At 59.9% G+C, this 12,984-nt stretch carries 15 protein-coding genes and 1 pseudogene; 3 read left to right on the top strand and 13 right to left on the bottom strand.

Going from position 1 to position 12,984, the window contains the following annotated elements; all coding sequences use genetic code 11:
- Positions 1–90 precede the first annotated feature (90 nt).
- The 7 genes and pseudogenes from HY019_RS15715 to HY019_RS15745 all read right to left on the bottom strand — a co-directional run bounded on the left by HY019_RS15715 (position 91) and on the right by HY019_RS15745 (position 5,203).
- Positions 91–450, bottom strand: coding sequence for a hypothetical protein (locus tag HY019_RS15715; RefSeq protein WP_290693964.1), 360 nt, complete (start codon positions 448–450; stop codon positions 91–93).
- Positions 451–564: 114 nt separating this feature from the next.
- On the bottom strand, positions 565–993 hold the full coding sequence (locus tag HY019_RS15720; protein WP_290693967.1) for a copper-binding protein: 429 nt from the start codon (positions 991–993) through the stop codon (positions 565–567).
- A gap of 9 nt (positions 994–1,002) precedes the next feature.
- Positions 1,003–1,539, bottom strand: a complete 537-nt coding sequence (locus HY019_RS15725; RefSeq protein WP_290693969.1) for a cupredoxin family protein — start codon at positions 1,537–1,539, stop codon at positions 1,003–1,005.
- Positions 1,540–1,575: 36 nt separating this feature from the next.
- Positions 1,576–2,969: pseudogene (locus tag HY019_RS15730) on the bottom strand (copper oxidase).
- A gap of 28 nt (positions 2,970–2,997) precedes the next feature.
- Positions 2,998–4,404, bottom strand: coding sequence for a TolC family protein (locus HY019_RS15735; RefSeq protein ID WP_290693972.1), 1,407 nt, complete (start codon positions 4,402–4,404; stop codon positions 2,998–3,000).
- Between the two features lie 8 nt (positions 4,405–4,412).
- Entirely contained in the window at positions 4,413–4,793 is a 381-nt protein-coding gene (locus HY019_RS15740) for a hypothetical protein (protein ID WP_290693976.1), read from the bottom strand.
- Positions 4,794–4,825: 32 nt separating this feature from the next.
- Entirely contained in the window at positions 4,826–5,203 is a 378-nt protein-coding gene (locus HY019_RS15745; protein ID WP_290693979.1) for a CzcE family metal-binding protein, read from the bottom strand.
- A gap of 314 nt (positions 5,204–5,517) precedes the next feature.
- Here HY019_RS15745 and HY019_RS15750 point away from each other — a divergent pair, with 314 nt between their 5' ends.
- Positions 5,518–5,760 carry a nicotinamide mononucleotide transporter gene (locus HY019_RS15750; protein ID WP_290693984.1) on the top strand — a complete coding sequence of 81 codons (243 nt, stop codon included), beginning with the start codon at positions 5,518–5,520 and terminating at the stop codon, positions 5,758–5,760.
- Positions 5,761–5,778: 18 nt separating this feature from the next.
- Here the strand turns inward: HY019_RS15750 and HY019_RS15755 are convergent, their stop codons facing one another.
- Complete coding sequence (locus HY019_RS15755; RefSeq protein ID WP_290693987.1) at positions 5,779–7,053, bottom strand: type II restriction endonuclease; 1,275 nt, start codon at positions 7,051–7,053, stop codon at positions 5,779–5,781.
- Positions 7,054–7,069: 16 nt separating this feature from the next.
- Positions 7,070–8,275, bottom strand: a complete 1,206-nt coding sequence (locus HY019_RS15760; protein WP_290693989.1) for an MFS transporter — start codon at positions 8,273–8,275, stop codon at positions 7,070–7,072.
- 191 nt (positions 8,276–8,466) lie between these two features.
- Here HY019_RS15760 and HY019_RS15765 point away from each other — a divergent pair, with 191 nt between their 5' ends.
- Complete coding sequence (locus tag HY019_RS15765; protein WP_290693993.1) at positions 8,467–8,934, top strand: DUF411 domain-containing protein; 468 nt, start codon at positions 8,467–8,469, stop codon at positions 8,932–8,934.
- A gap of 43 nt (positions 8,935–8,977) precedes the next feature.
- The gene (locus tag HY019_RS15770; protein ID WP_035034001.1) at positions 8,978–9,268 is read left to right on the top strand and encodes a heavy metal-associated domain-containing protein; all 291 of its coding nucleotides are present in this window, start codon (positions 8,978–8,980) and stop codon (positions 9,266–9,268) included.
- Between the two features lie 26 nt (positions 9,269–9,294).
- Here HY019_RS15770 and HY019_RS15775 read toward each other — a convergent pair whose 3' ends face one another.
- From HY019_RS15775 to HY019_RS15790, 4 genes are read right to left on the bottom strand one after another with little or no spacing between them, the layout of a single operon-like run.
- The gene (locus tag HY019_RS15775; protein ID WP_235333805.1) at positions 9,295–9,798 is read right to left on the bottom strand and encodes a TPM domain-containing protein; all 504 of its coding nucleotides are present in this window, start codon (positions 9,796–9,798) and stop codon (positions 9,295–9,297) included.
- The gene (locus tag HY019_RS15780; RefSeq protein WP_052162846.1) at positions 9,798–10,625 is read right to left on the bottom strand and encodes a YgcG family protein; all 828 of its coding nucleotides are present in this window, start codon (positions 10,623–10,625) and stop codon (positions 9,798–9,800) included. The genes HY019_RS15775 and HY019_RS15780 overlap by 1 nt, the downstream gene beginning before the upstream one ends.
- An 8-nt stretch (positions 10,626–10,633) precedes the next feature.
- The gene (locus tag HY019_RS15785) at positions 10,634–11,242 is read right to left on the bottom strand and encodes a LemA family protein (RefSeq protein WP_035033996.1); all 609 of its coding nucleotides are present in this window, start codon (positions 11,240–11,242) and stop codon (positions 10,634–10,636) included.
- 26 nt (positions 11,243–11,268) lie between these two features.
- On the bottom strand, positions 11,269–12,960 hold the full coding sequence (locus HY019_RS15790) for a DUF3141 domain-containing protein (RefSeq protein WP_235334006.1): 1,692 nt from the start codon (positions 12,958–12,960) through the stop codon (positions 11,269–11,271).
- Positions 12,961–12,984: the final 24 nt, after the last annotated feature.

Raw genomic sequence — 12,984 nt, forward strand, 5'->3', positions numbered from 1 at the left:
GTCAAGTCTGCTATTGCGTCACCAATGACGCAGAACCGAAATTTGATCTCATGTCTGCGCCCGAAGAGTTCAAACCATGTCCGATGCCGCTCATGCTGGCGTCAGCCGCTTGAGCGGCAACACGCAATCCACAACGTTCACTGACACCCAGGCGCCAACCTCCAGCCCCCGGTCAGCTGCGGGGATGCCGACAGCGATTTTCTTTCTCAGATTGGGATCCCCTCCGAAGCTGTAGGACACGACTGCAAACTGGGCGTAGGAAGCACCAGGTGGCAACATCGTTTGGCAGTCTTTGATGGCTGACGGCGTCACGGTGCCAGCGCGGACGATTTCCAGCACTTGTGCACGCCGCCATCCGGCTTGGTAATCGCCAGCCTCACGTTCAAGCGAAGCGCATGCGCTCAAAAACGACACCCCGCCCCAAAGAATCAAGGACATGTGTTTGGCCATCGTGATCTCCTGTAACAAAAATCGTCAACGCCCTTCACCACATTACGATCTAGGCCTCGAACCACAAAGCAAGTCATGACGGCGGGCCGTGAACTCACGAACCGCCTCAACCACTCATGGCATCACTTCAAGGCGAACCACGACAAGCGCACCAGCCTGTCTTTCCGCGCGAAATTTGACCTTGTCACCGGCTTTGACCGTGTTCAACAACGACTCGTCCTTGACCTGGAACACCATGGTCATGCCCGGCATCTCCAGGTTCTTGATTTCCTCATGCTTGATGGTGATCTTCTTGGTCGACGCATCGACCTTGCGGATCACGCCTTCAGTCAACGCCATGGCGTCAGACTCTGCGCCAGCGCCAGAAGCCATCGCTGTGGCCTGGGGCATGCCATGTCCAGCCATGTGATCGGCCGCCTGTGCTCCCGTCAATGAGTAAGCCAGCGCCGCCAACAAGGTTGCGCGAGCCAGATGGGTGTAGGTCTTTTTCATGTCGGTCCTTTGAGTAAAAAAGAATGTGCAAACTGCGCCTGCAGTCAGCAATGAACGGGCTCAGTGCTGATGGGTTGCCTGTGAGGCAGGTGCACCGACAACGTTGACACGCCCCTTCATGCCCGCGTCGAAATGCCCCGGCTGAAGACATGCGAAATCGACAATGCCCGCTTTGGAAAACGTCCAGATGATTTCACCCGTTTGACCAGGGGGCAACGTGATCATGTTGGGATCGGCATGTTCCATTTGAGGGTTCTTGAGCATCAAGGCGTAGTGCGATTTGAGTTCTGCCGTGGTCCCCAGCACCATCTCGTGCTTGAGCGTCCCTGCGTTCTTCACCACAAAGCGCACGGTTTCGTTTTTCTTCACCTGAATCTCAGCCGGTGTAAAACGCATGCCATCGCTCATCTCAATGGTCAGCGTGCGTGTGGCTTGGCTGGCCATTCCAGGTTGACCGATGGCCGCATACTCCGAAGCATCGTCACTGCCATGCGCATGGCCTGCGTCTTGGTGATGCGCGCCCTGAGCTGTGTCGGCCATGCTCAGATTGCTGGCGACAAGAAGCGGCAGCAACAACCAGATTTTCTTCAAATGCATGATCAAGTCCTTGAGGTTAAAAGAGTTGAAGTTGAATCAATGACCTGCATGCCCCGTCGGTTTGCGAACCTGAAGGTCGATACTGGCTGGAGTCTTGGGGGGTGTGGGCGTTTCTCGAACAGGCTCGCTCAACTGTCCTGACCATTCATAGGCCACTGATCCTGCTGGCGGCTTGAACCAACCGGGGTCCTTGTAGTCCCCGGGCTTTTGGTCTTTGCGCACCTTGACCATTGAGAACATGCCGCCCATCTCCACAGACCCGTAGGGGCCCTGCCCCGTCATCATGGGGGGGTCGTGTTGTCTGGCAAGGGCATTTCCATTTCTGCCATGTCTGCCATGCCACGCTCACCCATCACCATGTAGTCGGGGATCAGCTGCGTGATCCGCTTGGACACGTCTTTGTGGTCTACGCCGATCATCGTTGGCACATCGTGTCCCATCGCGTTCATGGTGTGGTGGCTTTTGTGGCAATGAAATGCCCAATCACCCTCCTCGTCAGCCAGAAACTCGATTTGCCTCATTTGCCCCACGGCCACGTCGGTGGTCACCTCGTACCACCGGGTGGACTTGGGTGTCGGGCCACCGTCCGTGCCTGTGACCAGGAACTCGTGCCCATGCAAATGGATGGGATGGTTGGTCATCGTCAGGTTGCCGATGCGGATGCGCACCTTGTCGTTCTTGCGCGCGACCAATGGCGAAATCCCCGGAAACATGCGGCTGTTCCAAGTCCACAAGTTCTGATTCAACATCGTCATGATCTTGGGGGTGTAACTCCCCGGATCGATGTCATAGGCATTGAGCAAGAAACAGTAATCCCGCTGAACGTCGTCAATCAATGGGTGTTTGCTTTTGGGATGGGTGACCCAAAAGCCCATCATGCCCATGGCCATCTGCGTCATCTCATCGGCATGAGGGTGGTACATGAACGTGCCGGGGCGCCGGGCCACGAACTCATAGACGAAAGTCTTTCCCGGTTGAATCGTCGGTTGATTCAACCCACCGACCCCATCCATCCCGTTGGGCAGACGCTGACCATGCCAATGGATGGTCGTGTGCTCCGGCAGCTTGTTCGTCACAAAGACGCGCACCCTGTCTCCTTCCACCACTTCGATGGTCGGACCAGGAGACTGTCCGTTGTACCCCCACAGGTGAGCCCTCGTCCCCGGAGCCAGTTCACGCACGACGGGCTCGGCCACAAGGTGGAACTCCTTGACACCATCCTTCATGCGCCATGGCAACGTCCAACCGTTGAGCGTGACCACGGGGTTGTAAGGTCGACCGCTGTTGGGCACAAGCGGAGGCATGGTCTCTGGCGAGGACTGAGACATGGGCTCCGGCAGGGCGGCCATGGCGACTCGACTGACCGCACTGGCCGCGACCGCCCCGCCAGCGAGCCCCAAGCCTTGTAGAAAACGTCTCCTGTCATCCATGGATGTACTCCGTCAAATCTTGATCTGTTCAATTACTTGCCGCGGTCGATGACACGCTTGCTGCCGAGCTGCTCAAAGGCGGAGGCCCAACCAGCGCCAACTGCATGTCACTTTGAGCCAACCAGAAATCCCTTAATGCATCGATGTAGCCGTTGACGGCCATCACCTGCGAGCGGGCATCCGCCAGCAGATCAAAAACACCAATGAACATGCCGTTGTAGCGAAGCTGGTTTTCTTCCGAAACCCGCTTGCGATTGGGTACGACCTCATCCTTGTAGTGACGTGCGATGTCATAGCTAGACCGATAGGCCGCATAGGACTGCCGGATCTCAGAGCGGGCATTGACAGCCGTCTGCGACAGGCGGTCAACCGATTGCATGTACATCGCTTCGGCCTTTGCCGTTCGCGCACTGCCCCAGTCAAACAAGGGCACCTCTAGGCTGACAACGTAGCCACGTTGCGTCAGCGCCGCGTTGGACGTGTTGCTGACCGCGCCCAACTCCAGCACGTTCAAAAAGCGTGTGACTTTGCTCAGCCCCAGGTTGCGCGCCAGGCCTTCGCTTTGGGCCTTCATTGCCTGCACGTCCAGGCGCTGAGCCATGCCGACCTGTTCGACGTCAGGCTGATCGGTCGGCATTTTGGGCAGCTCGGGCAAGCGATCAGGCAAGTTGAAACTCAGCTGTTCACCCCACACACCCATCAAGCGGGTCAACTTCTCGCGTGCATTGAGCTCAGCTTGCGTTGTTCGGGCAAGACCCAGCGCTGCGTCAGCATAGAACCCCTGCTCCCGTGCGTGATCCAGTTTGCTCCAATTGCCTGCAGCGGCCATGCGAGACGCCAACTCTTCACCGATCTCTGCTGACTGCAAAACCTGCTGCGCATATCGCACCGCCTCCTTGGCAGCCACAGCGTTGAACCACGCCTTGCGTGTTTCAAAGACCAAGCTCAAGGTCTCCAGGGTTGCGATTCGGCGCGTTTGTTCAAACCGCCTGGCCTCAATCCCGGAGACCAGCGGTGCAGTCAACATCCTAGCCAGATTGAACTGCAGACCATGATCAAACTCGACCTCATCACCTCGTCGTAGGCGACCAAATGAAATGCTGGGGTTGGGCAGTCGAGACGCCTGGACCAAATCGGCTTCAGACACCCCCAGTTCAGCATAGGCGGCTTGCAAGCCCCTGTTGTTGAGCAAAGCCACCTGCACCGCATCGTCTACAGATAACGTCTTGGACAACAGCGCGGAAACCTCCTGACGCGCACTGGTTTGCTCGGCGTCACTTCTGAGCCACTGCGCTTTGAGCCCTGTTCTCAACTGCGTCTCGCGCTGAACCGGTGCAAAGCCGCCATCAGGCTCAAACGTCGAGCACCCACCCAGCACGACGACACTGGCAGACAGCAACAAGGCGCCAGTGCGCGAAGACAGCAAAAGATTCATCCGCATGTTCACTTTCCCCGATGCCCTTGATGAGGCGCCTCCGACGGCGTCATCGCGCCACCTGTTACTTGGTCCGGACGAGCATAGCCACCGGACTCTGGTGCTCTGCCGCCTGAGTTTTTGTTGACCATCGCGTTGCTTTGCCTCCAATCGTTGACTTCTGGGCTCGCCAGACGACGCACGCCAGCCAGTGCAGAGCGATAGACAACCATGGGCACGCTCGCCAATGTGTTGGCAGGATCAGCCTGTTGAAGCCTTGCCCTCTCCATGTCATTGGCTATGGCCTGTGATTGGGATTGCGCAATGGCCCCGACTGATGCTGTTGCCAATGAGGCAAACATCAGCGCACAAACGGCTGATTTCATTGCCGCACGAGAATTCAAAAACATGACAGCCCTCGTAAAAGTTGACCGCATCTAACTCAACGCCGGGAAAGGCGATCCGGTGCCACGTACACCATCACGTTGGCAAGACCTGACGCCAACCCTTCTGGTGCCAACTTCGACAGCGGATAGGGCTGGTTTGACAAAACGTCCATGCGACGAATGAATTCATCAGGTGTGCCACCAGCGGGCTTCACAACGAACCGAATCACCTCCGCCCGCCGGACATTCACCCACCGAGTCGCACCTGGCTCAACCGTGATGGTTCGGTCAACGCCAATGCGAAAGTTTTCAGCGATGGCAGATGTGTCGCGCTCGGCGTGACGCTTGGGTGGCTCATGGTCAGGGCGGGCCCATGCCCCCACAGAGCACAAACTAACAAGCAGGCTTGCAAAAATGACGGAAAGGCGTTTCATGATGATTCTCCGAATACCGAGGCATGAGCGCTTCGCTTTGTGGCTTGGCTCAGCACACGCCACCTCAACGGCACACCCGCCAGCATCAACCAGCAAGGCATTACCTTGAGACTGCATCCTATGCAGCCAGGATCACAGCAACCTGACCCGCAAATTACATTTTTGCAATGTAGTCACTGCTCAACGAGCGTTCGCCACGCTCATGACCGGACCATGACCAAAATGACATGTAAGACCACACGTCTTTCGCACGTTGATCCCCCCACTCTCAATCAGAGGAAAACCCAGAATCGGCCCATGCTTTGGAGACCCGCATGGATTGGCTGCAACCCCTCATCATCCTCATGGGCCTGTCCGGCCAGCTTCTCATTGCCAAGAAAAATCCCGCGGGATATGCCTGCTGGATCGTTGGCAACATCAGTTTGATGTTCGTCTATGTCGATCTGCATCAGTACGGACTGATGGGACTGCAAGCGGTCAACACGGTCATCCAAATCTACGCGCTCAACGATTGGCTCAAAAGCTTTCGGCACAGCAAAGCTGTGCAACCGACGTGATCATCAATCGACCACGTGCTACAGCCTCTGCGAGATGTCGATGATCGGCTTGATCCCCGAACCGAATCGGGCAATGGCATCTCGGTGCTTCTGCAACTCACCGTACGGCAGGTAGCGGATCCCCAACTCGGATACTCGGCTGAACGCAGGTCTGGCCAACTGTTGTTTGACTTCGTCGCGTCGGCTGTCGGGAGCGACAAGAAACAGGACACTGGATGCCCCCACATCACTCCCCAGGGCCAGATCCAGCATGCGCACGATCCCCGAGTAGATGGACGTGGAGTGCTCCACCTCAAAAGCCGCCGCCACGCTGGCGGCCCCCTTCTCCAGCCAGATCACGTCAATGAGGCGAACCGCATCACCTCGCGTGCTGACGTTCACGGGCAGATCGGCCAGGCAGCCATCGCCCAGGCGCCCGCCGCCGTAGGTGCGGCCGCGGTCATTGGAGGCGATCCAGACATCAAAGCCCAAGGCCAGACCCAGGTCCCTCAATCGTCCCTGGATGTCGGTGTGGGTGGCATCGCTTTCCGCATCACGCAGCCACTGCTTTTGCGCAGCGGACGATTCCTCGCGAACCTTGTTGAGATCGGCTTCCCAAAGTGCTCTGGATTGCGACATGGCATCCGGGTCATCCAACCTGGGCGGCGCGGCATACCGTCCATTGCCCACATCGAACATCAAACCGGCCAGCGCACCCAGGTCATTGGACAGTTGTTGACGGTGCGCCTGGTTGATCCGAACCAAGCCCTCTCGCATGGACAGGTAATGGTCCCATCGCCCAAGTTTGACATTGGCCCCCGTCACCGCGTTGTAGCCTCGGACAATCGCGGTGTTGAAGGGTGAAACCAGCGTGGGGTGAATGAAGTACAGGAGGTTGGCCACAGCAGGCCCCAGGCCTTTGATCTGCAGTGCATCGATGCGCTGAATCGCCTCGATGATCGATTCGATCGTGTCACAGCAATCACAGGCGTCGAGCAAACGGGCAAAGGCCTTTTGGTTGGCCGCGTTTTCATAGATGTCGGGAATGCGCAGCTTGGGTTTCCACAGGAAGGCGTGGTCAGCCCCCTTGAAAATCTGGCGCTGTTCGGCCACTGAGCCCACCACCGTCTCCAGAGACGAGCCTCGGTAGGCATTGCCGAAAGTACCTGCATCGATGTCGCGAACCACCTGTCCGATGCCTCGGCGGATCGAGCGGAAGTTCTTGAGCCGCTCCTCCCACAGAAACCAGGTGTTGTAGGTGCTGTGCGGATCGCTCTTCCAATGGTCGATCAGGACGGTCAGGGTGTCATGCATGTGATCAAGCAGGTGGCTATGGTTGTAGCTGCGGGGATGGTTGGCGCGCCCACAAGGCTGGGCGCAGCAGCACCAACGCCAGTATCGCCACCAATGGCGCCGTCAGCCAACCATAGCTGTGCTGGGCAGCAACACCGAACAGCCATCCACCGACAGCCGAACCCACGATCTGGCCCACGCTGCTGGCGGCGGCCAGCCCCCCCATCGTGACACCCAGCCTGTCACGCTCGGCGCCCGCCGCGACATAGGCGATCACGGGCAGCACCAGGCCTGTGCCAGCCGAGGTCAGGCTGACGCCCAGGTACATCCAGGCCTCGGCCCGATGCCAGGCAAGCAAGGCCAAACCGGTGATGGCCAGCAACAGCCCGACGCAGATGAGTTTGCGCGGCGGGGTCCGCTCCAGCAGTTCAGAGAAAAACAGCACGGCATTGACGCCCAGCATCACCAGGCTGCATTCGGCAAACATCATCGACACCTGGCGCGAGCTCAGATCGGGATGCTGCTGACCTTGCAACATGATGCCGACCTCAAACCCCGACAAAGCAAACATGACCAAGGTGTCGAGCCCACACAGCGCAGCGAAGCCTTCGGCCTTGTCACTGACATGCTCAGGCCTGGACGATGGCGGTGTCTTGGGCGAATGAGGCAAGGTCCAGATCTGCCCTGCCATCGTCGCAGCACCCAGCAAAGCCGAGAGCACCACCACGACCTGGGGCGCCGATATCCCGCGCAAGGCACCCTGGCTGATCCAGTCGGCCGCCGCGTTCAACCACGGGCCAAACAGGAATCCGATCAGCGACACGGCACCGAGCCAGGCGAAGCGACGTGCACGCTGCCATGGCCGAGTGTGCTCCGCGATCAAGGCAGACACCACGGGAATGACTGCCGCAACAAAGAAACCGCTGGTGCACCGCAAGGCATACAACCCCGACAGCCCCGCCAACGATGGCGCCAGCAACAAGAGCAGGCTCGCCACATAGCCCGCCAAGCCCATGATCAGGATCGGCTTGCGCCCCACGCGGTCAGAGACCAGTCCCCAAAAAGGTGCCCCCATTAATACTCCGAACGCATACACCCCTGTGATGAACCCCACATGGTCGGCGATGTCACTGGCTGCAGCATCAGGCCTGGCCAGCGCCAGCCAGGTCGGCAGCAAAGGCATCAAGGCCCCATAACCCGTGGACACCACCAGGATGGCGGCAGCCAGCCATGCCAATTGCATGCGCCCTAATTCGCCCTGGACATTGGAGGTTTCTGGAAGTTGGTCCTGCATGAAGCAAATGTAATGTCAGCGTCATGCTGCAGATAACTACGCGAGCCTATCCTGCAAATGTGCTGACGCGTGGATGCTGCCCGAAGAGCCTGCAGTGTCCATCCGCAGCTTCGAAGCCGCCAGCAAACAGGAGATCCAGCATGCACAGATTTGTCGGATTGCAACGCCGCCAGTGGTTGGTGGGCGCATTGGTCCTCGCCACAGTGGGCGCCTGGGCCCAGCCTGATGGCCCGATCGTCGAAGTATGGAAAGACCCCCAATGCGGGTGCTGCAAGGACTGGGTTGCCCACATGGAAAAAGCCGGCTTCGTTGTCCGAGTGCATGAGACAGGCAACGTCGGCGCGCGCAAGCGCCTGGGCATCCCCGACAAGCTGGGCTCCTGCCACACGGCCAGCGTCGGCGGCTACGCGCTGGAGGGGCATGTCCCTGCACGCGATGTCCAGCGCTTGCTGAAAGAAAAACCCCGTGCTGTTGGCCTGACGGTGCCCGGCATGCCAGTGGGGTCGCCAGGCATGGATGGTCCAGCCTATGGCAACCGTTTGGTTCCCCATGATGTGTTGCTGGTCCAAGCAGATGGCCGCAGCACGGTGTACCAAAGCTACCGCTGATCTACCGGACAACGTCCTTTCCCCTTTCTATTGGAGCCTGAACATGAACACCATCGATCTTGAAGTCCAGGGCATGAGTTGCGGCTCGTGCGTCAAGCACGTCACTCAGGCACTGCAGACACTGAGCGGCGTGCAGCACGTGGACGTGAGCCTGCAGTCCGGCCACGTCAAGGTGAGCGGTGCTTTGGCCACCGATGGCCTGCCCCTCATCTCAGCCCTGAATGCGGCAGGCTACCCGGCCAAGCTGTCCACCTCAGCCTTGCCTGTGCAGGGCAAGCCATCTGGCGGCTGTGGCAGCACCGGCAAAGCCAAGGGTGGATGCTGCTGTGGATGATGGCCAAATCAACACTGAACGTGTCCTCACAGGACCACTGGCGCGTCCGGTAGTTCATTGTGGGCATGTTGTCCGTGCGAAGGAAAATGCCGAGAAAGGTGCTGCGCCACCGCACCAATGCAGGTGATGGCGCCTTGTTCGTATTGGTCGCTGCGAAACGCAGCCTCCATGTCCCGACACAGCGCCTCCCAACCGCCTGGTCCGACGCGGGCATGGATGCCCCGATCGGCCACGATTTCGACGCGCCGATCGGCCAGCAACAGGTAGATCAGCACACCGCTGTTGTGCTCGGTGTCCCAGATGCCCAACAGCGAGAAGACCTCGATGGCCCGCTCACGCGCGGACTGACCTCTCAGCAGAGGTAAGCCATCGAGTGCGCCTTCCACCACAAAGCGAATTTCGCCTGCATGGCCGACTTCGGCTGCCTTGATCGCCTGCTCGATGGCGTGCATGGACTTGGGCGGAAAGGCCCGGTGGACACACCCGCGTGTGGTCGTCATGTGCGACACGATCCTGGAGAGTTTGCTCATCACCATCTCCCTGACGCACCGCCGCCGCCGAAACCACCGCCACCACCTCCAAAGCCCCCGCCGCCGCCATAGCCTCGATGACCGCGCCCGCCCATGGCCGCCAGCAAGCCCATGCCCCCAGCCAGCGTGAAGACCAGTGAGATGACCCCGGCTGCCAAGGCCAATGACAATGCGCCCGCCATGAACCAGGTCACCCCAGCCACCACGCCTCCTGTGACCAAGGCACCGGGCAAGCGGCCCAGCCAGGCGCGCAAGATGCTGCCCAAGCCCAGCGCCAGGATGATCGCCACGGGTGCGAACTGCTGCACATCGTTGGCCCCCTGGTCGGGCCGCTCCTGGGGGGCAGGCAGAGGTTCACCATCGACCACGCGGATGATCTGATCGACGCCCGCAGCGATGCCACCCGCAAAATCCTGTTGCTTGAAGCGTGGCACGATGACCTCACTGATGATGCGCTTGGACGTCGCGTCGTTGAGCGCGCCCTCCAGGCCGTAGCCAACCTCGATGCGCAAGGTGCGGTCTTCTTTGGCCACCACCAGGATGGCGCCATCGTCCACTTTCTTGCGCCCGATCTTCCACTGCTCGGCCACACGCAAGGCGAACTGCTCGATGGGCTCAGGCGCCGTGGTGGGCACGATCAGCACAGCCAATTGGGAGCCTTTTCGGGTCTCAAAGGCTTGCAGCGTTTGGCTCAAGCTGGCTTGTTGCTCAGCGCTCAGTGTGCTGGTTTGATCAACCACGCGCCCGCTCAGGGGCGGCACGGGCACTTGCGCACCGGCCAGCGCCGACCACCAGAGCGAGATGGCAAGCAGCAGCGCCCTTGCCATGGTGGGTGTCACTTCGACGCCCCGGCCGCAGCGCCAAAGTCCACAGCGGGCGGCTTGGAGATTTCCTTTTCGTTCTCGACGGCGAAGTTGGGCTTTTCCTTGTAGCCCATGACCATGGCCGTGAGGTTCGAGGGGAAGGTGCGCACCGTCACGTTGTAGTCCTGGACCGACTTGATGTAGCGATTGCGCGCCACGGTGATGCGGTTTTCCGTGCCTTCCAGCTGAGCCTGCAAATCCCGAAAGCCCTGGTTCGCGCGCAGTGTCGGGTAGTTCTCGGTCACCACCAGCAAGCGAGACAAGGCGCCAGACAACTCGCCTTGGGCCTGCTGGAATTTCTGGAAGGCTTGCGGGTCGTTGACCAGCTCCGGCGTGGCCTGGATGGACGTGGCCTTGGCACGCGCCTCCACCACCTTGGTCAGCGTGCCCTGCTCGAAGTTGGCCTCGCCCTTGACCGTGTTGACCAGGTTGGGCACCAGATCGGCTCGCCGCTGGTACTGGTTCACAACCTCCGACCAGCTTGCCTTGATCTGCTCGTCGGTGGTTTGGAAGGTGTTGTAGCCGCAACCGCTCAGGCTCAGGGCCGCTGCGGTCATCGTGATGGCGATCAGCTTGCGCATGTCATTGCTCCAAATGGAATGTTGAGTTAAAGGTCTTGAACGCCTTGGCAGAAGTACTGCTGGAACAGGGTCTCGCCCATGGCGTCGCGCAGGTGCCGCCCGTTGTCCATGACATCGGCCACGCCCTTGGCCGCTTGGACCTGGGCTTTGAGGAATGCGTTGCTGGGCTCAGCAGGCTGTCTGTTGTCTTTGACCCAGGCCGCCCAGGGTGCGAGGGATGCGGTCAATGGGTTGAGCGCCGTCGCAAAGGCATAGCGCTGCACGCGCATGGGATGCATCCACTTTTGGATGGCCGCACCCCAAGGGTTGGCCCAGGTGCGCACCCATGGGCTGACCCAGTTCGCATAGGCCGACTCGTTGATTTCCGAGACCTGGCGCACCTTCTCGAAGGCTTGCCTGGGGTAGGCGTAGTGCACATCCTCCACCTGCCGCTCCTCGTAATGCACGCGTGCCGCACCGCGAGCCCCCTCTGACTCATCAGCGGAGTCAATGACCATCTGGTAAAGACCGGGCGGCAGGGTTTCGATGCGCTCCAACTCCTGCAGGATCGCGTGGTGCTCATGACGCGCGACACTGGCCGACACGAAGATGCCCAGGTGTCCCACGTGCCGATTGATCAGGTACACGATACGCTGCCCGGCATCCTTGAGTGCCTGAGTGCTGGGGTAGACAGCGGGAATCCAGTTGAGCGCCTGATGTGGCGGGGTGATGTTGTCAGCGCTGGATGCAAAGATCACCACCGGGTGACGGATGCGGCGCAGGTCGGCCACACAGTGCTCGCAGATGCGCATCAGGCCTTGTTCCAACTGGTCCCCGATGAACAGGTTCTCCACGATGGTCTTGATCTCTTCACGGCTCAAGAAGTAGTAGCCGCTCCACCAGCGCTCGAAATCCAGGAAGCGCTCACGCTCCGTGTCCACCTGAGAGAACAACTGGTAGTTCTTGGTGAAATACGAGTGCGCCGGGTTCAAGCTCTCGAAGTTCTGCACCAGCCAGGCGCCATCAAAAAGGCCATTGCCCAAGTCCGATGTGAAGTGGGACAACCAGGCACCGCCCAGAAAGGCCCCAGCCAGCCGCATGGGGTTCACGTCAGAGGCCCCCGCCCAATACGACAGTGGCGAGCCGTTCATCACCACTGGCCCGGCGGTGCCTTCGCAGTCAGCGGCCAGCAGCGCCACGGCCCAGCCACCCTGGCAGTTGCCGTACAGAGCCGGCGCCACACCCTCATGCAGCTCGCACACCTTTGCCACGAAGCGGCGCAAGGTGTGGTGGACATCGGCCAGCGTTTGCTCAGGTCGAGGCTCGGGGAAAAACACTACGAAATAAACCGCCCGGCCATCGGTCAAGGCCATGCCCACTTCGGAGTCGCGCTTGAACCCGCCGATACCAGGACCATGACCGGCACGGGGGTCCACCACCAGGATGGGCCGGTGATCGGGCGAGACCTTGGTTGGCTCATCGTCATTGGAGGGGAGGATGCGCAACAAGGCGTAGTTCACCGGTACAGCGAACTGTCTGGCGTCCAGCACCACCTCGTGCGCGAAATCCAGCAAGGGCGGCATCCCAGCCGCTTCGTGGGCCAGCATGTTGTCGGCACGCTGGCGCAGCGTGTCCATGAACAGGATCGAGCGCTGAACCACGTCGATCTGGTAGCGAAACAATTGCTCCGCCAGGCTTTGATGCTCGCCCGTCGCAAGCGCGTCGGGCGCATGGGCCATGTTGGTCAAGGCTTTGGCTTCTCC

Source organism: Aquabacterium sp. (assembly GCF_016195855.1).
Classification (GTDB): Bacteria; Pseudomonadota; Gammaproteobacteria; order Burkholderiales; family Burkholderiaceae_C; genus Aquabacterium.

What these genes read in the sequence shown, in the direction of transcription:
- HY019_RS15760 (WP_290693989.1), bottom strand. Translation starts at nt 8,275, where the DNA reads ATGCAATTGGCATGGCTGGCTGCCGCCATCCTGGTGGTGTCCACGGGT.
- HY019_RS15745 (WP_290693979.1), bottom strand. Translation starts at nt 5,203, where the DNA reads ATGAAACGCCTTTCCGTCATTTTTGCAAGCCTGCTTGTTAGTTTGTGC.
- HY019_RS15770 (WP_035034001.1), top strand. Translation starts at nt 8,978, where the DNA reads ATGAACACCATCGATCTTGAAGTCCAGGGCATGAGTTGCGGCTCGTGC.
- HY019_RS15755 (WP_290693987.1), bottom strand. Translation starts at nt 7,053, where the DNA reads ATGCATGACACCCTGACCGTCCTGATCGACCATTGGAAGAGCGATCCG.
- HY019_RS15725 (WP_290693969.1), bottom strand. Translation starts at nt 1,539, where the DNA reads ATGCATTTGAAGAAAATCTGGTTGTTGCTGCCGCTTCTTGTCGCCAGC.
- HY019_RS15765 (WP_290693993.1), top strand. Translation starts at nt 8,467, where the DNA reads ATGCACAGATTTGTCGGATTGCAACGCCGCCAGTGGTTGGTGGGCGCA.
- HY019_RS15780 (WP_052162846.1), bottom strand. Translation starts at nt 10,625, where the DNA reads ATGGCAAGGGCGCTGCTGCTTGCCATCTCGCTCTGGTGGTCGGCGCTG.
- HY019_RS15785 (WP_035033996.1), bottom strand. Translation starts at nt 11,242, where the DNA reads ATGCGCAAGCTGATCGCCATCACGATGACCGCAGCGGCCCTGAGCCTG.
- HY019_RS15790 (WP_235334006.1), bottom strand. Translation starts at nt 12,960, where the DNA reads ATGGCCCATGCGCCCGACGCGCTTGCGACGGGCGAGCATCAAAGCCTG.
- HY019_RS15735 (WP_290693972.1), bottom strand. Translation starts at nt 4,404, where the DNA reads ATGAATCTTTTGCTGTCTTCGCGCACTGGCGCCTTGTTGCTGTCTGCC.
- HY019_RS15775 (WP_235333805.1), bottom strand. Translation starts at nt 9,798, where the DNA reads ATGAGCAAACTCTCCAGGATCGTGTCGCACATGACGACCACACGCGGG.
- HY019_RS15715 (WP_290693964.1), bottom strand. Translation starts at nt 450, where the DNA reads ATGGCCAAACACATGTCCTTGATTCTTTGGGGCGGGGTGTCGTTTTTG.
- HY019_RS15740 (WP_290693976.1), bottom strand. Translation starts at nt 4,793, where the DNA reads ATGTTTTTGAATTCTCGTGCGGCAATGAAATCAGCCGTTTGTGCGCTG.
- HY019_RS15750 (WP_290693984.1), top strand. Translation starts at nt 5,518, where the DNA reads ATGGATTGGCTGCAACCCCTCATCATCCTCATGGGCCTGTCCGGCCAG.